This is a genomic window from Pelosinus fermentans JBW45 (assembly GCF_000271665.2).
Taxonomy (GTDB): Bacteria; Bacillota; Negativicutes; order DSM-13327; family DSM-13327; genus Pelosinus; species Pelosinus baikalensis.
On sequence record NZ_CP010978.1, the window covers coordinates 2,279,934 to 2,302,121 of the forward strand.

26 protein-coding genes are annotated in these 22,188 nt (G+C 37.9%); all 26 read left to right on the plus strand.

The window, feature by feature from the left end:
* Window positions 1–2: 2 nt before the first annotated feature.
* The 26 genes from JBW_RS09810 (at window position 3) to JBW_RS09935 (ending at window position 22,161) form a co-directional block, all read left to right on the plus strand.
* Entirely contained in the window at window positions 3–518 is a 516-nt protein-coding gene (locus JBW_RS09810) for a lytic transglycosylase domain-containing protein (protein WP_007953634.1), read from the plus strand.
* A gap of 44 nt (window positions 519–562) precedes the next feature.
* A complete protein-coding gene (locus tag JBW_RS09815; protein ID WP_007953633.1) occupies window positions 563–1,177 on the plus strand; it encodes a MotE family protein in 615 nt (204 codons plus the stop codon).
* 37 nt (window positions 1,178–1,214) lie between these two features.
* A complete protein-coding gene (locus JBW_RS09820) occupies window positions 1,215–2,594 on the plus strand; it encodes a flagellar hook-length control protein FliK (RefSeq protein ID WP_007953632.1) in 1,380 nt (459 codons plus the stop codon).
* 16 nt (window positions 2,595–2,610) lie between these two features.
* Entirely contained in the window at window positions 2,611–3,261 is a 651-nt protein-coding gene (locus JBW_RS09825) for a flagellar hook capping FlgD N-terminal domain-containing protein (protein ID WP_007953631.1), read from the plus strand.
* Window positions 3,262–3,285: 24 nt separating this feature from the next.
* Window positions 3,286–3,687 carry a TIGR02530 family flagellar biosynthesis protein gene (locus tag JBW_RS09830; protein WP_007953629.1) on the plus strand — a complete coding sequence of 134 codons (402 nt, stop codon included), beginning with the start codon at window positions 3,286–3,288 and terminating at the stop codon, window positions 3,685–3,687.
* Between the two features lie 80 nt (window positions 3,688–3,767).
* Entirely contained in the window at window positions 3,768–5,381 is a 1,614-nt protein-coding gene (locus tag JBW_RS09835; protein ID WP_007953627.1) for a flagellar hook protein FlgE, read from the plus strand.
* A 63-nt stretch (window positions 5,382–5,444) separates the two neighbouring features.
* Complete coding sequence (locus JBW_RS09840; RefSeq protein WP_007934855.1) at window positions 5,445–5,639, plus strand: flagellar FlbD family protein; 195 nt, start codon at window positions 5,445–5,447, stop codon at window positions 5,637–5,639.
* A gap of 165 nt (window positions 5,640–5,804) precedes the next feature.
* Window positions 5,805–6,284, plus strand: coding sequence for a flagellar basal body-associated FliL family protein (locus JBW_RS09845; RefSeq protein WP_007953625.1), 480 nt, complete (start codon window positions 5,805–5,807; stop codon window positions 6,282–6,284).
* Window positions 6,285–6,342: 58 nt separating this feature from the next.
* Window positions 6,343–7,347 (plus strand): flagellar motor switch protein FliM, encoded by a 1,005-nt coding sequence (gene fliM / locus JBW_RS09850; protein ID WP_007934851.1) that lies wholly within the window; start codon window positions 6,343–6,345, stop codon window positions 7,345–7,347.
* Window positions 7,340–8,449 carry a flagellar motor switch phosphatase FliY gene (fliY, locus tag JBW_RS09855; protein WP_007953615.1) on the plus strand — a complete coding sequence of 370 codons (1,110 nt, stop codon included), beginning with the start codon at window positions 7,340–7,342 and terminating at the stop codon, window positions 8,447–8,449. The genes fliM and fliY overlap by 8 nt, the downstream gene beginning before the upstream one ends.
* A 48-nt stretch (window positions 8,450–8,497) precedes the next feature.
* Window positions 8,498–8,860: a response regulator gene (locus JBW_RS09860; RefSeq protein WP_007934847.1), complete on the plus strand. Its 363-nt coding sequence runs from the start codon at window positions 8,498–8,500 to the stop codon at window positions 8,858–8,860.
* A gap of 2 nt (window positions 8,861–8,862) precedes the next feature.
* On the plus strand, window positions 8,863–9,426 hold the full coding sequence (locus JBW_RS09865) for a FliO/MopB family protein (protein WP_007953613.1): 564 nt from the start codon (window positions 8,863–8,865) through the stop codon (window positions 9,424–9,426).
* Window positions 9,427–10,191: a flagellar type III secretion system pore protein FliP gene (gene fliP, locus JBW_RS09870; protein WP_007953611.1), complete on the plus strand. Its 765-nt coding sequence runs from the start codon at window positions 9,427–9,429 to the stop codon at window positions 10,189–10,191.
* Window positions 10,192–10,201: 10 nt separating this feature from the next.
* Window positions 10,202–10,471, plus strand: coding sequence for a flagellar biosynthesis protein FliQ (fliQ, locus tag JBW_RS09875; RefSeq protein ID WP_007953609.1), 270 nt, complete (start codon window positions 10,202–10,204; stop codon window positions 10,469–10,471).
* Between the two features lie 18 nt (window positions 10,472–10,489).
* The gene (gene fliR / locus JBW_RS09880; protein ID WP_007953607.1) at window positions 10,490–11,266 is read left to right on the plus strand and encodes a flagellar biosynthetic protein FliR; all 777 of its coding nucleotides are present in this window, start codon (window positions 10,490–10,492) and stop codon (window positions 11,264–11,266) included.
* Window positions 11,223–12,371 (plus strand): flagellar biosynthesis protein FlhB, encoded by a 1,149-nt coding sequence (flhB, locus tag JBW_RS09885; protein WP_007953602.1) that lies wholly within the window; start codon window positions 11,223–11,225, stop codon window positions 12,369–12,371. The genes fliR and flhB overlap by 44 nt, the downstream gene beginning before the upstream one ends.
* 19 nt (window positions 12,372–12,390) lie before the next feature.
* Window positions 12,391–14,463 (plus strand): flagellar biosynthesis protein FlhA, encoded by a 2,073-nt coding sequence (gene flhA, locus JBW_RS09890; RefSeq protein WP_007953600.1) that lies wholly within the window; start codon window positions 12,391–12,393, stop codon window positions 14,461–14,463.
* Entirely contained in the window at window positions 14,464–15,531 is a 1,068-nt protein-coding gene (locus JBW_RS09895; protein ID WP_007953599.1) for a flagellar biosynthesis protein FlhF, read from the plus strand.
* Window positions 15,531–16,418 (plus strand): MinD/ParA family protein, encoded by an 888-nt coding sequence (locus JBW_RS09900; RefSeq protein ID WP_007953597.1) that lies wholly within the window; start codon window positions 15,531–15,533, stop codon window positions 16,416–16,418. The genes JBW_RS09895 and JBW_RS09900 overlap by 1 nt, the downstream gene beginning before the upstream one ends.
* 33 nt (window positions 16,419–16,451) lie before the next feature.
* Entirely contained in the window at window positions 16,452–17,099 is a 648-nt protein-coding gene (locus JBW_RS09905; RefSeq protein WP_007953595.1) for a flagellar brake protein, read from the plus strand.
* Window positions 17,100–17,117: 18 nt separating this feature from the next.
* Window positions 17,118–18,161, plus strand: coding sequence for a protein-glutamate methylesterase/protein-glutamine glutaminase (locus tag JBW_RS09910; protein ID WP_007953593.1), 1,044 nt, complete (start codon window positions 17,118–17,120; stop codon window positions 18,159–18,161).
* Between the two features lie 14 nt (window positions 18,162–18,175).
* Entirely contained in the window at window positions 18,176–20,215 is a 2,040-nt protein-coding gene (locus JBW_RS09915) for a chemotaxis protein CheA (RefSeq protein WP_007953591.1), read from the plus strand.
* Between the two features lie 13 nt (window positions 20,216–20,228).
* On the plus strand, window positions 20,229–20,693 hold the full coding sequence (locus JBW_RS09920; RefSeq protein ID WP_007934823.1) for a chemotaxis protein CheW: 465 nt from the start codon (window positions 20,229–20,231) through the stop codon (window positions 20,691–20,693).
* A 28-nt stretch (window positions 20,694–20,721) separates the two neighbouring features.
* Entirely contained in the window at window positions 20,722–21,342 is a 621-nt protein-coding gene (locus JBW_RS09925; RefSeq protein WP_007934818.1) for a chemotaxis protein CheC, read from the plus strand.
* Window positions 21,342–21,827 carry a chemotaxis protein CheD gene (locus JBW_RS09930; protein ID WP_007953589.1) on the plus strand — a complete coding sequence of 162 codons (486 nt, stop codon included), beginning with the start codon at window positions 21,342–21,344 and terminating at the stop codon, window positions 21,825–21,827. Before JBW_RS09925 ends, JBW_RS09930 begins: the two co-directional genes overlap by 1 nt.
* 16 nt (window positions 21,828–21,843) lie before the next feature.
* Complete coding sequence (locus JBW_RS09935) at window positions 21,844–22,161, plus strand: hypothetical protein (RefSeq protein WP_007953587.1); 318 nt, start codon at window positions 21,844–21,846, stop codon at window positions 22,159–22,161.
* The last annotated feature ends 27 nt before the right edge of the window (window positions 22,162–22,188 follow it).

Genomic DNA, 22,188 nt, shown 5'->3' on the forward strand with positions numbered 1-22,188 from the left:
AAATGGAGAGTATAAGCAGAGTTTTACAACGGATCAATACCATTGAACAACGATTTAATCATTCTTCTGCGAATGGGCATGATTTTTCTGCGGTATTGGCAGGAGTTCAAGCAAAGGACTCTATAAATGAAAAGAACTTTGCTTCAGATGATATTAGTAAAATCATTGATTATACAGCTAAAAAATATGGAGTCGATTCTAAGCTGGTTATGGCTGTTGCAAAAGTAGAGTCTAATTTATCGCCGGATGTTGTTTCGTCGGCTGGTGCGGTAGGTGTAATGCAATTAATGCCTGAAACTGCGCAAGGATTGGGTGTTCGTAATAGTAAAGATCCACGTGACAATATTGACGGTGGCGTTCGTTATCTGAAGCAATTAATTACCTCTTTTGATGGTGATATAACGAAGGCAGTAGCTGCTTATAATGCAGGACCCCAGGCCGTAACAAAATATAATGGTATTCCTCCTTATACAGAAACAAAAGAATATGTAGCTAAAGTAATGTCATTAGTGAAATAGTATGAATCACATGGGTGAAACAGTCTTCAAAGGTAGGTAACAATATGGCAAAAAAAGTGACGCCTGATTCTCAAATAAAAATAAATATGAGCACGCCTGATAAACCTAAAAAAAAGCTAGGAACAATAGTTAAAGTACTAATAGCGATCATAATACTGTTACTCATAGCTGCTGTTGGTTTTGCCCTGGGAGTTTATTTGAATGTAATTGATATGAAAGGCATAACTGAAAAATGGAAATTAAATGAATATCCGGTGGTTGGACAGTACTTTCCTCAGCCTAAAACTAATTTTGAGACTGTTGAGTTAGATGAACAAAACCAAGAGGAAACTCCTCTTGAGGCAAAAGTAGTACCGCCAGCAGTAGTCCCCAACATCTCTCCTGCCTTGCCAGCAATTGTGGATGACTCTGAACTGCAAAAGCAAGCTAAGCTAAAACAGCAAGAAGAGGCAAAACGCATTTCTAAATTGGCAAGATTATATGGTGGGATGAAGCCTGACGAGGCCGTTGTTATTTTGAATCAGTTAGATGATCGTTCAGTACTGGCGATTTTAAATAAAATGGAAGATGAACAAGTTTCAAAAATTTTACCTTTATTTAGTCCGGAACGTGCTGCTGTTCTTACCCAAACCATGCTCAGAGGTGGGAACTTGAATTAATTTTTAACATATATAGTAATGAAAGGAGGTGAAAAAAATGGCTATAATGGCAAATGTAACTCCCATAGAGGTTAAACCAAACACGTCCTCACAAGCATCTACGAGCAAAAAAAATAATTCTTCCAGCAATAAGTCTGGAGTGGATTTTGGTAAGGTATTAAACAACCAATCAGATAAAAGCGAAAAAGAAGACGCAAGTACTAAGACTGATTCTGCTGCAGCTCAATTAATTTCAGGAATGATGGGGCTGAATGCACAGGTTAATGCAGCGCCAATTCAAAGTAATGAGAACCTTATCGCAGAGCTGCCCACAGATGATGCTGAAGGGCAATTGGTTACTACCACCAATACTAATCAACTAACTGAATCAGTAGGGAAGACTAATGTTCGATTGGATGTAGCTACTGGTATGAATACTTCTCAAAAACAATTGGCAGCCTTATTGACAAAAGGGACAGATGTAAATGTGGCAGCGGGCAATACTAATGCTAATCAATTTACAATGCAGTTACAAGAATTATTGCAAAATAAGCAGTTGACAGAACAAGCACAAGTTAGTGATCCTTCTTTAAGCAAAGCAAGTGTGACAACTAATAATGCTTTATTAGAAACAGTACCTTCCTTTGCCCTTGTTAACAGTAACGGAGTAGGAAAAACTAATAATATGCCACAAGCTGATAATAAAAAGACAACACAAACTCAGGCAGGAGTAGCGACGCTAGATATTACTCAGTTGATTGATTCGGTTGATGCAAAACCGGTCGCAACATCTCCCTTATTAACCAATGTTGTTAGTGCGGTGGAGAATGTGAGTGAGAGTGGTACCATGTTATTAGGTGCTAAAGAACAATTAAGTGTAGAGAGTCTACTTCCCAATCAAACCACGAATACCTCAGATACTTTTGCGGGTGCCTTAAATCAGCAGGTAATGAAAAATGAAAATCAAGTTGTTGTTTCCGTCGGAAAACAAGTAACGCAGCAACCAGTAAAAGATTCATACCATGTTGCCTCGCAGATTGTTGATCAGGCTCGCTTAATTTCTGGACAAAAGAATACAGAAATGATTATTCAGCTAAAACCAGAACATTTGGGAGAACTGACTCTTAAAGTAACCGTGGAAAGTGGTGTGGTTAGTGCGAGCTTCCATTCGAATAATAGTGAAGTACGTAATATTATTGAAGCATCCCTTCCGCAACTAAAACAAGAGTTATCGAATCAAGGTTTAAAAATTGAAAATGTGGATGTATATGCGGGTTTAGGAGACTTCTTTTCTAATGGACAGCATGAAAGCCGACAAAAACCGGAAGTAAAAGTGCAAAATAAAAAGATTGAAGAAGATTTTCTTGATGCCTTAGATGATTCTACTAGTGTAGTGGAATCTAGCTCAGAAGGATCTGGTGTAGATTACCGGATATAAAAAAGGAGATGATATTATGTCCAATGTAGTTAATAATACAACCAATACAAGTACATCTACTAATACATCTACCAGTGCAACAGCGAAGACTTCAAATAGTTCTTTAGGAAAAGATGATTTTTTGAAATTACTTATTACGCAACTTCAGTATCAAAACCCACTGGATCCTATGGATAATACAGCATTTGTTGCCCAAATGGCACAATTCTCCAGCTTAGAGCAAATGCAAAATTTAAATGCTACAATGGCTAAGATGCAAGCCAGCAATCTGATCGGCAGTACAATCAATTTTTCAAATGACAGCGGCAATTCGATTACAGGGGTAGTGGGAGGAACAAGCACCGCTTCTGGAGTGACTAGTTTGGTTGTTGGAGTAGATGCTGTACAATATCCAGCCTATCTTCCTGCCACAACAGGCGAATTAGTTAATTGCGCAGTTAGTTGGACTGATAGCAGCAAGGTTTCACATTCAGGAGTAATTCAGAGCGCAACGGTTGATAGTAATGGAACCGTGCAGGTTACAGCAGTAGAAACGGATTCAAGTGGAGCAGTGCTAAAGGATTCAAATGGAAAAATAGTAACAAGTACCTTTGCATCAAAGCAAATTACTAGGCTGATTGTTCCAACAACAGTTGATTTGAGTAAAGTAACTGAGACTACAAAATAGTTAAGTCAACAGGAGGTTAGAGATATGACTGACAATAGTATATATCGCCTGCAACAGTCTATGACTCCTGTAAGCCCGATTGCTGGAAAGTTAATCAATAATGCAAAAAATAATCAAGGGAAACAAAATGTTGCACCTTTTGATCAAATTTTATCCCAAGAGTTAACAGGTGTAAAATTTTCTCAGCATGCTCTGCAACGGCTGCAAAGTAGGAATATTAAACTGGGGCAGACGGAGTTACTTAAATTAAATGAAGCTGTGGAAAAAGCTTCGCAAAAAGGTGCGAATGAATCTTTGGTATTCATGAGTAATAGTAATCTAGCCTTAGTGGTGAGTGTGAAAAATAAAACAGTGATTACGATTATGGATGGTGCAAATAGCAAAGATAATGTATTTACGAATATTGATAGTGCGGTAATTGTGTAAGGCTGGACCTCTGATGGAGAGCCTTTGACTGTTGAGTGATTGATACAGTCACAAATATAAAAAAGTGAGGTTGATTTATTATGATGCGTTCCTTGTACGCTGCAGTTTCTGGTTTAAAAGGGAATCAAACCTATATGGATGTTATTGGTAATAATATTGCAAATGTAAATACAACTGGCTACAAATCGTCTAATGTTACATTTCAAGATATGCTGAGTCAAACACTTCAGGGAGCCTCCAGTCCTTCAGGTACTCAGGGAGGGACAAATCCCATGCAGGTAGGTCTGGGTGTTGGTGTTGCCAGTATTAGTACCAACTTTACTGACGGCAGCACACAGCCAACAGGTATATCAACAAACCTGGCAATTTCAGGTGATGGGTTCTTTGTTGTAGGTACCCCTACGAATCAAATGTATACGCGAAGCGGTGATTTTACGACGGATGAGCAAGGAAATTTCCTTAATAGTGCAGGATATAGTGTATTAGGTTGGTCAGCTAATGCTTCTGGTGTTATTGATACTACCCAGCCAATATCAGCGTTGCAAATACCAGTAGGTTCAACAATGCCTGCTAAAGTATCTACTACAATTACCCTTACTGGTAATTTAAATGGGGGTGCTACTGCATTAGATGTAGATCAAGTGAAGAGTGATGCTGATGCTGCTGTCACAGCGGCTAATGCATTAGTAGCGGCAGTTCCAGCAGCAAGTACAGCCGCACACACAGCAGCGGTTGCTGCACAAACAGCTGCTGTGACAGCAGCAACAGCAGCACAAAATTTAGTTGATGGTACTGGTACAGCAGCAGCAGCCTTAGCTGCGGCTAATGCTGCTGCTACTGCGGCGCAAACAGCAGCCAGTGCAATTGCAGCAGATCCAGCAGCGGCAGCAGCGGCTACTGCACAAGCTACTACCTTATCCACAACTACAAGCGCAACTGTAGCCTCAGCCACAGCTGCATCTAGCAACGATTCGGTTCAACCAGTTTCTCTTGATGTATTTGATACGCAAGGAAATAAATATACATTAACAGGTACAATTACGAAAACTGCAGATAATACCTGGACATTTACACCAGCGTCAAAAATCATTGGTGGTACTGATGGAAAAACTGTAGTCGCTAATGTTACCGGAGGATCATCGACAATTAAATTTAATTCAGATGGTACGTTTGATACCAGTACTGTATTTAATGCTTTAACAATTAATCCAGCGGGCGGACCATATGCAGGAGCAGGTGCTTTCACAGTGCAGCCTAGCGGTTCAACGACGAGTCCGCTGACTCAAAATGGCAGTGATTCTACTGCGAAAATTAGCGATACCGATGGTTATGCCGCTGGTACCCTAAATGGAAAGACCATTTCAACTACTGGTGAGATTATTGGTAGTTTTACCAATGGGAAAACACAGGCCATTGGACAGGTCGCTTTGGCTGTATTTAATAATCCTGATGGTTTGCTTTCTGCGGGAGGTAATTTATATACAAAAACTACCAATTCAGGAGAGGCTCAGATTGGTAAGGCAGGTACTGGGGGACGTGGTAAATTTACCCCTGGCAGCTTGGAAATGTCCAATGTGGATTTGGCGCAGCAATTTACAAACATGATCGTTGCGCAGCGTGCATTCCAGGCTAATTCTAAAATTATTACGACTGATGATAATATGTTGGAAGAACTTGTAAACCTTAAACGTTAATAAATAGGTAAGGGGGGCGAAAATCCCCCCTTCTATAAAATGTGAATGTATGGAGGCTTTTTTATGATAAAAGTAGCGCGTCTTAAATCCCAAGAGGAATTTGTATTAAATGCGGAATTGATTGAAACGATTGAAGAAACTCCTGATACAGTGATTACCCTTACGAGTGGTAGAAAGCTGATTGTCGAAGAAACCATGGATGAAGTAGTGCGTAAAGTAATGGACTATCGTCGAGCTATTTTTGGTAAGTTTAGATAGATATATCTTATTGCTAAAAATACTGTCTGTTTATCAAGAATGAAAATTATATGATAAATAAAAGTTTTATTGTCATTTTAATAAGTTGAAAGATGAGTAGTAAAAAGCTGTACTAAGTGTATTAGCGTTTAACAGATATGTGTAGTCTAAAATGGGGGTGTAACAGTGGCTGATGGTCAAAAGAAATTTCCAATGATGCTTATGGTAGGGATGATTGTATTTGGTTTATTATTGGCTGGGGGGATTTCCTACTTTATTGCGACTAAAATTGTTGCTGATAAAGCGGTGGACAAGAAAAGTTCTCAACGAGAATCAGGTGTTTTTGTAAAATTGGGTGATGCAAAAGATGGGCTGTTGATTAATATTGGCGGTGCAAGTAGTGGACGTTACTTGAAAATTGGACTTATTGTAGAGTTAAGACCTGACAAAAAGGCTACTACTGTAGCTGCCACTGGAAAAATGCCTTCACCAGAAGAAATAAAACTTGCAGATACAGCTGTTTATGTATTACGATCTTTAAAAATCGAAGATTTTGATCCTCTCAAGCAAGAACAGTTAAAAGAACTTTTGAAAAATGAAATTAATAAATCTTTTGGTGATGATCGAGTGTATGACGTATATATAACCAATTTTGTTTTGCAGTAGATTTAGAATGTATACCGTATTATAATATGTAATAGAGTGGTGGAAAGGAGAGAACGTATTGGCAGGTTCAGATGTGTTATCCCAATCTGAAATTGATGATCTGTTATCTGCATTATCTACAGGCGTAGTATCAGCCGAAGAAATAAAAGATGAGCAGAAACAAAGAAAAATAAAAGTCTATGATTTTAAGCGCCCAGATAAATTTTCTAAGGATCAAATTCGTACCTTATATATGCTGCATGAAAATTTTGCTCGTCTTATGAACACTTACCTTTCCGCACATCTTCGGACGCTTGTACATATTGATGTAGCTTCTGTTGATCAATTAACGTATGAAGAATTTATTCGTTCATTGCCCAATCCAAGTGTTATTGGTGTTTTTCAAATGCGCCCTCTTAAAGGGAATGCGATTTTGGAGCTAAACCCGAATGTGATTTTTTCGATTATTGATCGCTTGTTTGGCGGTCCCGGCTTACCTCCTGCTAAAACACGATCATTAACTGACATTGAAGAAGCGATTGTTAAAAGAGTGATAAACAAAACGCTAGAATGTTTTTCAGACGCTTGGAAGCAAGTGGTTGCGATTGAGCCTAAGTTAGAAATTATAGAATCCAATCCTCAATTTACTCAAATTGTTCCGCCTAATGATATGGTCGTTATTATTACATTACATGTGAAGATTGGCCAAGTAGAAGGACTAGTTAATATTTGTATTCCATATTTAGTGCTTGAGCCCATCATGTCGAAATTGACTACTACCTATTGGGTTGCTTCTTCCGTTGCTAAACAAGCATTGCCTGAGCATATTAATGCAATACAGCGTAAGTTAGAAAAAGCTTTTATTCCTCTATATGTAGAATTAGGAAGAACGACAGTTACTGTGCAGGAATTATTAGGTTTAGTGGTGAATGATGTATTGCAGTTAGAGAGTAAAATAGAAAACGATCTGAATGTAATTGTAGGTCAACGCGAAAAGTTTAGAGGGAAACCAGGACTCTCAGGACATAAGGTTGCATTACAAATAACACAAGTAATTTCAGAAGGAGATGAAAATTATGACTGAAGGCTTTCTATCCCAAGACGAGATTGATGCCTTACTAAGGGGAGAAGCTACTTCATCCTCTTCAACACCTGAGTTATCCGCAATGGAGCAAGATGCCCTTGGTGAAATTGGTAATATTTCTATGGGAAGTGCGGCAACTACATTGTCTGTATTGCTTGGACGCCGGGTATCTATTACTACACCGCGTGTGTCTGTTTCTAATTTAGAGGAGATCAAGGGGCAATATCCTTTGCCGTATTTGGTTATTGAAGTTGGATATACACATGGCATCGTAGGGACTAATGTTTTAGCGATTCGAGAACAGGACGCATTAATTATTGCAGATTTAATGATGGGGGGGGATGGACTCAATCCACCTACCGAATTAAATGAATTATACATGAGTGCCGTAAGTGAGGCTATGAATCAGATGATGGGTGGAGTAGCGACATCTATGTCAACTGTGTTCCGGAAAAAAATAGACATTGCTCCGCCGAATGTAAATTTGATTGATTTTGCAGTTGCTTCTAGCATTACAAATGCTGTTGGCACCGATGACAACATTGTTCGTGTCGCTTTTCGTATGGAAGTGGAAGATTTAATTGATAGTGAAATTATGCAAATTTTACCGATTGATGTAGCAAAAGAAATGGTGGACAGCCTTATGAATGCCGTACAACCACCAGCAGCTGCACCAGTTGCAGAAGCTCCCAAGACTGCAGATGCATCGTCATCTCAAGCCCAGACTGCAAAAGCCCAGCAGCAAGTGGCAGCGGCTTCAGTCGCAAAACAGCATATACAGCCTGTTAATGTACAACCTGTACAATTTGCTCCTCTAGTACAGGGGACGATGCCGGTCACTGATACCAATATTGAACGTATTATGGATGTGCCATTACAAGTGACGGTAGAACTTGGCAGAACTCGTAAATTAATTCGTGATATTCTAGAATTAGCACCTGGTTCAGTAATGGAGCTGGATAAACTAGCTGGTGAGCCTGTAGATATACTAGTGAATGGGAAACTTATTGCCAAGGGTGAAGTTGTAGTAATAGATGAAAATTTTGGGGTAAGAATTACTGATATTATAAGTCCACTAGAGCGGACCTATAATTTACAATAGTTATGATTGTTGATAATGATAATAGAGTAATCAGGAGGAGATAAAATAATGGCGACTAGAGTGTTAATTGTTGATGATGCTGCATTTATGCGTATGATGGTTAAAGATATTTTGAGTAAAAATGGATATGAGATCGTAGGTGAGGCGGAAAATGGAGTAAAGGCATTAGAAAAGTACCAAGAACTAAAGCCAGATCTTACGACTATGGATATTACTATGCCAGAAATGGATGGTATAACTGCAGTGAAAGAAATTAAAAAAATTGATCCTAACGCAAAAGTCATTATGTGTAGTGCGATGGGGCAACAAGCAATGGTTGTTGAAGCGATTCAGGCAGGTGCTCGCGATTTTATTGTTAAGCCTTTTCAGCCAGATCGAGTATTGGAAGCTGTTCGCAAAGCGGTTGGTTAATAATGAATAAGAACAAATACCGAGTTTTCTGGAGGCTTTTCTTACTGCTATTTTGCATTGGAATCTTTTTTTATGGACAAGTTTATGCGGCAGAATCCAATGGCGATTATTTACAATACCAAGAGCCTAAGCCTGTGACTTCAACGTCTTGGCTTTCTACGGTTTCCTATGTTCTTTCTTTACTAATAACCTTTGCTGCTGTTATTGGTCTTGCATATTTTGCTTCCCGTTTTTTAGGAAAAAAATTGGGAAGCTTATCTGCTAGTGGCAGTAGTAGAATCATTAATACATTATCATTTGGTGCCAATCGTGCTGTTTATACAGTGGAGATTGCAGGAAAATTTTTGGTACTAGGCGTTACTGATCATGCGATTACTGTATTGCAGGAAATAACAAACCCTGAGGAAATTGAAAAAATGAAAGCAGAACAATTAACAGTACCCATAAATCAATTCGATACTATTTTTCAAAAGCAGCTTGCTTCTCTGCAACGATTTTCACAAACTTTTCCTACTGCTTTTGGTGATCTGCAGAGTAAACAAAAACATGAAAGTGGGAAGAGGTAAGTGGCTAAAATTCAAAATGCTATGATTGTTGTTACTGTTTTCATTAGTTTATTTGTTATACCAGCATTGGCAAATGCCGCACCTTTAGTTCCTCTTCCTAATATTAATGTTGAAGTAGGGGCCGCTACTGAGCCTAAGGATGTTGCACTTAGTTTGCAGATTTTACTCACGATGACGGTATTAACGTTAGCGCCGTCGATTTTGATTATGATGACTTCATTTACACGCATCATTGTTGTCTTATCTTTTCTGCGTAGTGCTCTTGCGACACAGCAAATGCCGCCAAATCAAGTTCTGGTTGGTATGGCATTATTTTTAACTTTTTTTACAATGTCTCCCTATCTTGAACAGTCAAATCAAAATGGGCTGCAGCCATATTTAGCTGGCAGCATTACTCAAGAAGCTGCAATGACGGAAGTTTTAAAACCAATGCGTGAGTTTATGTTTAAGCAAACACGGGAAAATGATTTGGCGTTGTTTGTAAATTTATCAGAAGGTGTTCGACCTAATTCACCAGAAGATGTTCCGACAACGACGTTAATACCATCGTTCATAATTAGTGAGCTAAAGACGGCATTTCAAATAGGATTTTTGATTTATATTCCTTTCATTGTTATTGACATGGTGGTTGCAAGCACATTGATGTCCATGGGGATGATGATGCTGCCTCCAGTCATGATCTCTCTGCCATTTAAGTTATTATTATTTATCTTAGTGGATGGTTGGCACTTGATTATTCTCTCATTAATTAATAGTTTCCACTAAAGGAGGAAATATGTCAGGTGATTTAGCAATACAAATTGGCCGCGAGGCATTAACCATGGTAATGCTGATTGCTGCTCCTATGTTAGGATTAGGTTTGTTAGTGGGGATTTTAGTAAGTATTTTTCAAGCGACTACTCAGATTCAAGAGCAAACCTTAGTATTTATTCCTAAAATTATAGCAATTTTTGTCGCGATATTGGTCTTTGGCCCGTGGATGTTAAGTTTGATGGTTGATTATACTCGCGAGATTTTTATCAACCTACCAAACTTGGTACGTTAACGTAAGGGGTAATTATTTGTGGATCTTTTTGCACTTCTGCAAAATCAAGTAGCTTTTTTCTTGTTAATTTTTGTTCGTATAACTGGCATCTTCATGATGACTCCTATTTTTGGCAGCCGAAACATTCCAGTCAGTATTAAAGCTGGATTGTCATTAATCCTCACATATATATTATTTCCCATCGTATTTAATGATAGTGCTGCAATACCTAATGATTTCCTTCCTTACATTTTTATTGTAATAGGAGAGCTTCTTATCGGATTAACCATAGGCTTTTTAAGTTCATTGGTTTTTTCTGCTATACAAATGGCAGGACAATTACTGGATATGCAGATTGGATTTGGGGTTATTAATATTATTGATCCCCAATCTGGCGGTCAAGTACCTTTAGTTGGTAACTTCAAGCATATGCTGGCATTGATTATTTTCCTAGCAACGAATGGACATCATGTGTTACTATCTGCTTTGTTTGTCAGTTTTAAGTTAATGCCAGTCACTGGTGTGGTAGTTAAAGCGGCTCTAACAAATTTTGTAGTTGATATGGTGGGAGGCACTTTTATTATTGCCATGAAAATTAGTTTGCCTATACTTATTTCGCTGGTAATAACGGATGTAGCTCTTGGTATTTTGGCCCGTACGATGCCGCAAATGAACATATTTGTGGTTGGTGTGCCAGGAAAAATTCTTGTTGGTTTATTTGTTCTATCTTTAGCATTACCTTTTTATATATTTTTTTTGGAGATGGCGTTTAATGGGATGTATAAAGATATTTTCCGACTTCTTTCCATGTTCTAGCAAGATACAATTACAACCATTTTCTAAGAATGTATCCTTCGATTTACAGCTGTTTGCCGGAGAAAAAACCGAAGAGGCTACGTCTAAGCGAAAGGGAGAAGCTAGGCAAAAAGGACAAGTTGCTAAAAGTACGGAAGTTAACTCGGTATTTATTATTTTAGCAGCATTTTTTACATTAAAGCTAATTGGTTCTTATATTTATGATGAGCTCACGAGATACATGCAACTTAGTTTTTCTAATGTTGCAATGGCCGATATGACGATTAATTCCATTCGGGAAATATTCCTTGGTTTTGCCATTGTCTTTTTAAAGACAGCATTGCCAGTTATGTGTGTGATCTTGATTGTGTCATTGACGATTAATTTTATTCAAGTTGGCTTTCTTTTTTCTTTTGAGCCTCTTATGCCTAAATTGAGTAAACTTAACCCTATTTCGGGATTTGGACGTTTATTCTCAAAACGCTCATTAGTGGAACTCGTAAAATCTTTATTTAAAATAATCATTATCGGCTACTTTATTTATCGATTTATGAGAAAACAAATTGAGCAGATTCCTAGCTTAATCAGTGCTGAGCTCATTGATTCGTTACATTTAGCGGCATCCTTAATTTTAAATCTGGTATTTCAAATTAGTGCAGTAATGCTTGTCTTGGCTGCATTTGATTATTTTTATCAATGGTGGGAACACAAGGAAAGCTTAAAGATGAGTAAAGATGATATTAAACAAGAATTTAAGCAGTCAGAAGGTGACCCGCTGATTAAAGGGAAAATAAAACAGCGACAGCGAGCAATGTCGATGCAGCGCATGATGCAGGAAGTTCCAAAAGCAGATGTCATTGTAACAAATCCTACTCACTTTGCTGTTGCCTTAAAATATGAAAAATCTATGGCGGCTCCCGTTATCGTAGCAAAAGGTCAAGATCTAATTGCTCAAAGAATTAAAGCGATTGCCAAAGAAAATAAAGTAGTAATTGTTGAGAATAAAGTTTTAGCAAGGGCTTTATATGCGGCAGTAGATATTGGTTATCCTGTGCCACCAGAATTATATCAAGCTGTTGCAGAAGTTTTAGCATATGTTTATAAATTAAAAAAACGCTTGTCCTAAGTTGTAGAAGGAGTAAAAAATGGCTACGCAAACATCGCCTTTTCCAGGTTTAAGTAAACTAACTAAATATAGTGATATTATAGTAGCCCTTGGAATTATTACCATTGTTATTATGATGATCATTCCTTTGCCAACATTCTTATTAGATTTATTATTAGCGTTAAATATTTCCTTGGCTCTTGTGATTGTAATGATTGCTGTTTACAATGTAGAACCATTGCAATTTTCGATTTTTCCTTCGTTACTATTGATCACCACCTTATTTCGCTTAGCGCTGAATGTATCTTCTACCCGGCTTATTTTGCTGGATGGCTATGCTGGTGAAGTAATTATGGCGTTTGGTAATTTTGTTGTCGGTGGTAATGCCATTGTTGGTTTTATTGTGTTTGTTATTTTAATTATTATACAATTTTTAGTAATCACCAAGGGATCTGAGCGTGTTGCCGAGGTTGCTGCCAGATTTACATTGGATGCTATGCCTGGTAAACAGATGAGCATTGATGCTGATTTAAATTCTGGCGCTATTACCGATAATGAAGCGCGGCAGCGTCGCGTTAAGATTCAGCGGGAAGCTGATTTTTATGGTGCAATGGATGGTGCCAGTAAGTTCGTAAAAGGTGATGCGATAGCAGCAATCATTATTATTGTGATTAATATCGTTGGTGGTTTTATTATCGGTATGGTTCAGCGGGATTTAGGCGTGCTAGAAGCTTTACATAGTTATACGTTGTTGACGGTAGGGGAAGGATTAGTAAACCAGATTCCAGCACTTTTAATATCTACAGCAACAGGTATTGTAGTAACAAGGGCTGCATCGGAGTCTAATTTAGGTAAGGATCTCGTAGGGCAAATTTTTACGAATCCGAGGGTATTTTTTATTGTTGCAGGGGTATTGGCAGTGATGGGGTTTGTTCCAGGTTTGCCTCTAATTCCCTTTATAAGTCTTGGTCTTATTTGTTTTGCAGTTGGTTATATACTGGAAAGGACGATTCAATATAAACAAGATTCACAAGAGACTGATTTAGAGGAAAAGGAAAATGAAGAAGTTCGCAATCCAGAAAACATTGTATCATTGTTACAAATTGACACAATGGAGTTAGAGATTGGTTATAGCTTAATACCAATGGTTGATATTTCTCAAGGAGGAGATTTATTAGACCGGGTAGTTATGATTCGTAGGCAATGCGCCTTAGAATTAGGACTTATCGTACCTACCATTCGCATTCGGGATAATATTCAACTAAAACCGAATATATATGTAATAAAATTAAAAGGAATCGAGATTGCGAAAGGCGAATTATTATTAGATCATTATTTAGCGATGAACTCAGGCACTGTTTTTGAAGAAGTGAATGGGATTGAAACGGTAGAGCCCGCTTTCGGTTTACCAGCTTTATGGATTCAAGAGACGAATCGTGAACAAGCTGAGCTTGCAGGATATACGGTAGTAGATCCTGTATCAGTGTTGGCCACTCATCTAACAGAAGTTATCAAATCCTATGCTTTTGAAATCTTAGGCCGTCAAGAAGTTCAGACTTTAGTTGATTCTGTAAAACAACATAATCCTGCAGTAGTAGAAGAGTTGACGCCTGCCTTATTATCCATTGGCGATATTCAAAAAGTGTTAGCAAAATTATTGCATGAGCGAATTTCCATTCGAGATATGGTGACTATTTTTGAAACGTTGGCTGATTACGCTCAAATTACTAAGGATACTGATATTTTAACGGAATATGTGCGGCATGCATTGGCTAGGCAAATATCGCGGCAGTATGCGCAGAATAATATGCTGACCTGCATAACCGTTGATCCGCAGCTAGAAAATCTTATTGCAGGAGCAGTCCAGCGTAATGAAAGTGGTTCCTATGTAGTACTTGAGCCACAGGTACTGCAGAACATTATATCGAGTATATCAAAGGAATTGCCGAAAATAACAAACATTGGCTATCAGCCTATTATTCTCACCAGTCCGGCAATCAGAACGTATTTTTATAAATTAGTTGAACGCAGCGTACCTAATTTAATTGTTTTATCTTATGCGGAACTAGAGACTAAGGTTGATGTGCAATCATTGGGGATGGTGAGAGTATAATTGAAAGTTAGAGTGTTTACTGCTGATTCTATGCAAAGTGCGATCGCCCAGGCGAAAAGTGCTTTGGGGCGTGATGCAATTATTTTACATACACGAAAATTTCGCAAAGGCGGCCTTTTGGGGTTCTTCTCTAAGGAGGAGGTAGAGGTCACAGCAGCTGTTGATACTTCTATTGCTACCATACCTCCCCAAAAGGCAGAGCCTTGTGTTGAAGAGGTTGCTGTACAATCTGAACTTGCTAGTATGCGTAGTTTACTTGAAAAAGTAATATCTAAAATTCCTCCAGGCAGCGAACATTCCTCTGTTCTTGATCTGTTAATGAATAACGACATTGATATACAGATTGCAGAACAAATTATAAATGATTTGCCAATGGATTATACGAATTTTGACGTTGAGAGTCCAGAACTGAAACAGTTGCTTATTACACAGATTCAAACTTGTTTTAAAAGTGTAGAAGGTATTAAGATCCCTGAACAAGGTAGAAAGATAGCGGCGTTTTTTGGACCAACAGGGGTAGGTAAGACTACTACCATTGCAAAATTGGCAGCTAAATTTGCAATTCAAGAAGGATACCAAATTGCGCTAATAACTGCTGATACCTATCGTATCTCTGCTGTAGAGCAATTAAAGACGTATTCTGATATTATGGGGATTCCTATTCATGTGGTGTATGCAGCCGATGAACTTAAAGCGGTATTAGATAGTAATCAGGACAAACAGTTGATATTAATTGATACAGCTGGACGAAGTCCTCATAATGATGAGCAGTTAGACGAGCTGACAAAACTTTTACATATCGATGATGTGATTGAAAAATATTTAGTATTAAGTGCTACTACTAAATATAAGGATGCCTTAGATATTGTAAAAAAATTTTCTATATGTATGCCTCATAAAGTCATTTTTACAAAGATTGATGAAACACGAAACATTGGCACTATTGTGAATCTATTATATCAATTTCCGATATCACTTTCGTATGTAACCAATGGGCAAAATGTTCCCGATGATATAGAGTTAGTTGATATTAATAGATTGACGCCACTGATTTTGAGAGATTTGTAATGATGTGGGATCAAGCGGAAAAATTACGAAAAATGGTGCAAAGTTCATCTGAAAAAAAAAGCAGCTCCGTTATTAAAGCAAATCGTACCAATGCGAGGGTCATTACGGTTACTAGTGGTAAAGGTGGTGTTGGTAAAACTAATTTTACCGTGAATTTAGCACTGGCACTGGCGAAATTAGGGCAAAGAGTGTTGATCATAGATGCTGATTTGGGAATGGGAAATGTAGATGTAATATTGGGGTGTTCAACACCGTATAATATTCTGCATTTGTTAGAAGGTGGATTTTCCTTAATTGATATTATAACAGAGGGGCCTCTTGGAATAAAATTTATGTCAGGTGGGTCCGGGATTTATAATTTAGCAAATTTAGATGATTCACAGCTTACGCGTATTATTAATAAAATTACGTTATTAGATGATTTAGCAGATATCATTTTGATTGATACTGGTGCAGGCATCAGTAAAAGTGTAATGAATTTTGTGGTAGCTGCTGATGAAGTAATTATTGTAACAACTCCGGAGCCAACGGCAATTACTGACGCTTATGCGATGGTGAAAACTTATGTAAGTCACTCTGGAACTGCTGTATTAAAGCTAGTGATTAATCGCGTAATGGAGCCTGATGAAGGAAATATTGCAGCCGATAAGCTGATTAAAGTAGCACTTAAGTTCTTGGGATTAACAATCAGCAGTCTTGGTTTTGTTTATGAAGATAGCAATCTAGTAAGAGCTGTAAAAAAGCAAACACCGTTATTATTGGCATTTCCTAATACTGCATCAGCACGCTGTATCGAACAAATAGCCAATCGTTTATTAGACAGGGCTAGTAGTAAGACTACAGGGGTTAAAGGTTTCTTTAATAAGTTATTAGGATTAATGCGGTGAGTTTGTGTTAGTAAGGAGGAAAGATTTATTAGCTTGGAACAGATAGTAAAAGTAAATCAACGTTTGGAAATTATGTTATCCCAAAATAGCAATACCCCACGTTTTACTAGTCGTGTTGAAGAACTTACTTCTAATGAGATGATAATTGCCATGCCGATGCAAAAGGGACGTCCTATTTTTCTGGAAAACGGACGTGGATTTTATGGCAAAATTATTACTGAGAGTGGCGTTTATATCTTTAAAAGTAAATTTCTGAGTAAGAGAATGTATCCCTTACCGGTATGGATTGTTACAATGCCCTATGAAATTGAAAAAACGCAGCTAAGAGCTTTCGTTCGCTTTGATGTAGCACAACCTCTGCAGATAGAGTATTTTTTGGATGATGATGCAGAGAATGCTATTAATCTTAAGGTAATGACCCGGGATCTTAGCGGTGGCGGATTGCAAGCTATATGCGAGCAATCAATAAAAATAGGGACAAAAGTAAATATGACGCTGACTCTTCCAGAGGAAGGTGACCTTGAGGTAGATGGTGAAGTTATCCGAGTGCAGAAACCACAAGAAGATCGACAATTATTTTGGATCAGTATCAAGTTTGTCGATACGCGTAATATCGTGCGTGACAAAATAAGTAGATTTATATTTAGAAAGCAGTTGGAACATCGTCAAAGAGGTCTCTAACTTACAGGAGGTAGAATGATGATCAAAATATTAATTGTTGATGATTCTGCTTTTATGCGTAAGCTGTTATCAGATCTATTTTCTGCTGAGTTAGATTTTTTGGTAGTTGGCACAGCGCGAAATGGTAAAGAAGCTGTAGAGAAAGTAAAACAATTTAAGCCTGATGTAATTACCATGGACGTTGAAATGCCAATTATGAGTGGGTTGCAAGCACTAGAAATTATTATGAAGGAAATACCAACGCCTGTAGTGATGCTTAGTAGTCTTACTAGTGCTGGAGCAAATGCAACGCTAAGCGCTTTAGAGTTAGGTGCAGTTGATTTTGTGGCAAAGAATGCAGGCGTTATTTCTAATATAGCTGGTATTAGTACTGAAATAGTAGCCAAAAGTCGGGCGGCAATTAAAGCAAACGTATCTCAATTAAGTAAAGTAAAGGTAATAGTACCATCTATGACGAATCTTTCATTTCAATCTTTTAAACAATCCACGAATGAGCCTATTTTAGCAATTGGTACATCTACGGGAGGTCCTAGGGCCCTCCAGGAGATTGTTACTAGATTACCTGGTAATTTACCTTGCGGTGTAGTTATTGTTCAACATATGCCCCCAGGATTTACTCGATCCCTAGCTGAACGTTTAAATTCTTTATCCTCTTTGACAGTAAAAGAGGCTGAGCACAATGATATTATACGTGCGGGGTTAGTTCTAATTGCCCCCGGTGATCATCATATGAGCATCGAGCGTGAAGGTAATAAAAAAGTTGTGAAATTGAATCAGAACCCTCCTATTGGCGGACACCGACCAGCAGTAGATCCTATGATGGAATCCGTTGCCAAGGCTTATGGAGAGAATGCTGTTGGAGTAATTCTTACGGGGATGGGTCATGATGGTGCTAAAGGTATACAGGCTATCAAGCAAAAGGGTGGCTACACCATTGCCGAAGACCAATCTACAGCTGTTGTATTTGGTATGCCTAAATCAGCGATTGAACTCGGTGTGGTTGACAAAGTAGCGCCACTTTCAACTATTGCTGCAGAAATTGTTAAAGCTATTGTCAAATAATTATGGAGGTGGAAATGATGGATACAAATCAGTATATGGGAATGTTCTTGGAAGAATCTCGAGAACATTTGCAAACTCTTAATAGTTGTGTATTAGATTTAGAAAATGATCCTGAAAACCTATCTGTACTTAGCGAAATTTTTCGTAGTGCTCATACAATAAAAGGTATGTCAGCTACTATGGGATTTACAACAATTGCAGAATTAACACATGAGATGGAAAATATATTGGATTTATTACGTAAAGGTCAATTAAAGGCAAGCCATGATATTATTGATACTATTTTTAGATGTGTTGATACTTTAGAGCAACTAGTAGAAAGTGTTGCATCAAATAATGAAAGCTCTATTGACAGCAAGCCATTGATTATTAAGCTTAAAGCCTTGGCTAAAGGAGAGGCTGTTTTATCTACTCCTGTAAAAGCAGAAGCCGTTAGCATAGCACCAGGAGCATCTTCTTCAATCGAGCTTAGTGATACAGAAATAGCCGTTATAAAAAAAGCACGTGATCAAGGTATGCAGGCGTATGAGGTACAAGTTTCTTTGCGAGAAGGTTGTCTTTTAAAGTCTGCCCGATCCTATATGGTTATGAATGCGTTAGATGAAATTGGTGAAGTAATCAAAAGTATCCCAGCAGTAGAAGAATTAGAAAAAGAAAATTTTTCTCTTAGCTTCCAAGTGATTGTGATATCAGGTAGTGAGGCAGAGAAAATTCAACACACGGTATTATCGATTTCAGAAATTGACCAAGCGGTTGTTTTGCCATGTATATTGCCTAATGATGCTACGGGAGAAATTATTGCTCCAAAGTCGATAGAACCAATGAAAAAAGATGACGAAGCTGAAAAAAATGGAAATGTCCTTGTGCATACCCAAACCACTGTAGAAAAGAAAAATAAAAGTGGTCAATCAGTGCGTGTGGATATTGATAAACTAGATACCTTGTTAAATCTTGTCGGTGAATTAGTAATTAATAAGACCCGACTGGAACAAATTGGTCTTACCCATAAGCTAACAGATTTAGTAGAAACAATTGAACAAATGGATCGAGTAACTACTGATTTACAGGCTGTCGTCATGAAAGTACGGATGGTTCCTGTAGGACAAGTTTTTAACCGTTTTCCAAGAATGGTTAGAGATTTATCTCGCGATCTTAATAAGGAGATCAACCTTATCATTCAAGGTGAAGAAACAGAGCTTGATCGTACTGTTATTGATGAAATTGGTGATCCACTTGTTCATTTATTGCGCAATTCCATTGACCATGGTATTGAACATCCAAATGAAAGAGAAGAAAAAGGTAAAAATCCTATTGGTGAAATTCGCCTGATTGCTCGCCATGAAGGTAATAATGTAATTATTATGGTCGAAGATGATGGCAAGGGTATTAACGCTGATATTATTAAACGTAAGGCTGTTGAGAAAGGTCTTATTTCTCAAGGTGAAGCTGATGCTATGGATGCGAATGAAGCCGTGCGTTTAGTATTTCTGCCAGGTTTTTCTACAGCTGCCGTTGTCACGGATGTTTCTGGGCGCGGTGTAGGTATGGATGCTGTAAAAAATAAAATTGAATCCCTTGGTGGTATGGTTGATGTTGAGACCAAGGTCAATGAAGGCAGCAAGTTCAAAATTCGGTTGCCGTTAACACTAGCTATCATACAAGCATTGTTGGTCAAAGTTTCAGAAGAAATTTATGCAATTCCGCTAGGATCAATTGATAGTACCATCAATATTATGCCTTCTGATATTAAAACAGTACAAAATAAAGAAGTGATTCTGCTTCGAGGACAAATTATCCCTATTGTACGTTTAGCAGATGTGCTTAACATACCTGATTCTGACAATCAACATACGGAAGAAGAATTGTTTGTTGTTATTGTACATATTGGAGAGCAGCGTGCCGGAATTATTGTTGATAATCTAATAGGGCAGCAGGAAATTGTAATAAAATCCTTAGGAAAACTTTTAGCCGGAATTAAAATTATTGCTGGTGCAACTATTTTGGGTAATGGTCAAGTAGCACTTATATTAGATATCGGTTCATTAATCCAATAAGGAGGAGCAGCACATGTTAGAAAAAAGCTATGCAAGCAGCGAAGTACAGCTAGTTGTTTTCAAACTAGGTAAAGAAGAGTATAGTGTCAGTATTTTGCAAGTGCAAGAAATAAAACGGATTACTGATATTACAAGAGTCCCTCATACACCAGATTATATTAAGGGTGTAATTAACCTGCGCGGCAGTGTTTTACCAGTTATTGATTTAAAGAAACGCTTGAATTTGCCCCAACAAGTCTTGACAGAAGATACACGGATTATTATTGTCAAAGTAGATGAATTATCTGTTGGCATGATCGTGGATGCTGTCTCAGAAGTTATGACAATTGATCAGGAAAATATTGATTCACCAGATGTTGTAGCGGGGAGTGTGGCAGCAAGTTATCTTAGTGGAGTAGGCAAATTGGACAATCGACTACTCATTTTATTAAATTTAGAAGAAATTATTGGCGTTGGTCAAGAAACAAAAGTAGTGTAATTATTGAGTTTAAAATGAGGTGGAACTATTGTCTGATGAAATATTAAAACTGTCAATGTTGCAGCTTGATGCATTAAGGGAAATTGGCAATGTTGGTGCTGGGAATTCCGCCACAGCATTATCACAAATTATTAATCGTAAAATAGATATGACAGTCCCTAAAATTGCCATTCTGCCCTTAGGGGAGGTGCCAGATGTAGTTGGTGGTCCAGATGCAATGGTGGCAGGTGTATATTTACGTGTATTTGGTCCTGCTCCCAGTAGTATTTTATTTTTGTTACCTCGTGATAGTGCTTTTTATTTAGTCGACATGCTAATGGGGAGAGAGCAAGGGCATACAACCTCATTAAATTCTATGGATGAGTCTGCGTTGATGGAAATTGGTAATATTCTTGCAGGTGCTTATCTCAATGCATTATCCCACTTTACTTCTTTGACGTTATTACCATCGATTCCAGCTTTGGCAATGGATATGGCTGGAGCTATCTTAAGCGTTATTTTGATCCAGTTAGGACAAATGGGAGACCATGCACTCGTAATTGAAACCGAATTTACCACTGAGAGTGATGGCGTAAAAGGACATTTTTTCTTGATTCCTGATCCTGGTTCGTTAAATACCATTTTGGCGGCAATAGGGGTGAAGGAATAATGTCAGAACTAATAAAAGTTGGGATGGCTGATTACAAAGTTGGTAGTAACCCCTCGAGTCTTATAAGTTATGGATTAGGTTCTTGTGTTGGTATCGCACTATATGATACAGCTGCTAAAATTGGTGGCTTGGCTCATATTATGCTTCCTGATAGTACACAAGCACGTTCAGCTGAAAATCCAGCTAAATTTGCAAATACGGCTTTGCCTTTGATGTTAGATGAAATGATTAAACTGGGGGCTGCAAAAAACCGTATTTTAGCTAAAATTGCTGGTGGAGCTCAAATGTTTACCTTTGCAAATGCAACAGATGTTATGCGTGTTGGTGAGCGTAATACGGAAGCTGTACGTATATTATTAAAAAAAATGGATATTAAATTAATCGCAGATGATACTGGTGGGAATTATGGGCGCACTGTAGTATTACATTTGGATACAGGCATTTATCTCATAAAAACAATTGCTAAAGGTGAAAAAGAACTATAATCAGGGAGGAATAAAGGTGCTTAAGTTGCGTACTGCTCTGTGCTTAGCACTCATTGTTGGTACCCTGACACTACTAAACGGTGTGTTGCAAGGTGCTAGAATAGAAACGATTATTTATCGTATCATTGTCTCAATTGCTATTTTTGGTTTTATTGGCTATGGCATAGGACTTATAGTGGAAAGATTTTTAAAAATTGCTTTAAAGAAGTTAGAAGAAAAGTCTCAAAGGGATGAGCTAAAAGAAAATGAACCTTCAGATGACGTTACCGAGAATTCAGAATTTGCTCCTTTTACCTCTACTAGTTTTGAACAAATAACGCGCCCCAAAGAATGAGATATACGTGGGTTTATGGGGGTAATC

Excerpts from the sequence above, each read along its gene's own strand:
- JBW_RS09810 (WP_007953634.1), top strand. The coding sequence starts at position 3 with ATGGAGAGTATAAGCAGAGTTTTACAACGGATCAATACCATTGAACAA.
- JBW_RS09815 (WP_007953633.1), top strand. The coding sequence starts at position 563 with ATGGCAAAAAAAGTGACGCCTGATTCTCAAATAAAAATAAATATGAGC.
- JBW_RS09820 (WP_007953632.1), top strand. The coding sequence starts at position 1,215 with ATGGCTATAATGGCAAATGTAACTCCCATAGAGGTTAAACCAAACACG.
- JBW_RS09825 (WP_007953631.1), top strand. The coding sequence starts at position 2,611 with ATGTCCAATGTAGTTAATAATACAACCAATACAAGTACATCTACTAAT.
- JBW_RS09830 (WP_007953629.1), top strand. The coding sequence starts at position 3,286 with ATGACTGACAATAGTATATATCGCCTGCAACAGTCTATGACTCCTGTA.
- JBW_RS09835 (WP_007953627.1), top strand. The coding sequence starts at position 3,768 with ATGATGCGTTCCTTGTACGCTGCAGTTTCTGGTTTAAAAGGGAATCAA.
- JBW_RS09840 (WP_007934855.1), top strand. The coding sequence starts at position 5,445 with ATGATAAAAGTAGCGCGTCTTAAATCCCAAGAGGAATTTGTATTAAAT.
- fliY (WP_007953615.1), top strand. The coding sequence starts at position 7,340 with ATGACTGAAGGCTTTCTATCCCAAGACGAGATTGATGCCTTACTAAGG.
- JBW_RS09860 (WP_007934847.1), top strand. The coding sequence starts at position 8,498 with ATGGCGACTAGAGTGTTAATTGTTGATGATGCTGCATTTATGCGTATG.
- JBW_RS09865 (WP_007953613.1), top strand. The coding sequence starts at position 8,863 with ATGAATAAGAACAAATACCGAGTTTTCTGGAGGCTTTTCTTACTGCTA.
- fliQ (WP_007953609.1), top strand. The coding sequence starts at position 10,202 with ATGTCAGGTGATTTAGCAATACAAATTGGCCGCGAGGCATTAACCATG.
- flhB (WP_007953602.1), top strand. The coding sequence starts at position 11,223 with ATGGGATGTATAAAGATATTTTCCGACTTCTTTCCATGTTCTAGCAAG.
- flhA (WP_007953600.1), top strand. The coding sequence starts at position 12,391 with ATGGCTACGCAAACATCGCCTTTTCCAGGTTTAAGTAAACTAACTAAA.
- JBW_RS09900 (WP_007953597.1), top strand. The coding sequence starts at position 15,531 with ATGATGTGGGATCAAGCGGAAAAATTACGAAAAATGGTGCAAAGTTCA.
- JBW_RS09910 (WP_007953593.1), top strand. The coding sequence starts at position 17,118 with ATGATCAAAATATTAATTGTTGATGATTCTGCTTTTATGCGTAAGCTG.
- JBW_RS09915 (WP_007953591.1), top strand. The coding sequence starts at position 18,176 with ATGATGGATACAAATCAGTATATGGGAATGTTCTTGGAAGAATCTCGA.
- JBW_RS09920 (WP_007934823.1), top strand. The coding sequence starts at position 20,229 with ATGTTAGAAAAAAGCTATGCAAGCAGCGAAGTACAGCTAGTTGTTTTC.
- JBW_RS09930 (WP_007953589.1), top strand. The coding sequence starts at position 21,342 with ATGTCAGAACTAATAAAAGTTGGGATGGCTGATTACAAAGTTGGTAGT.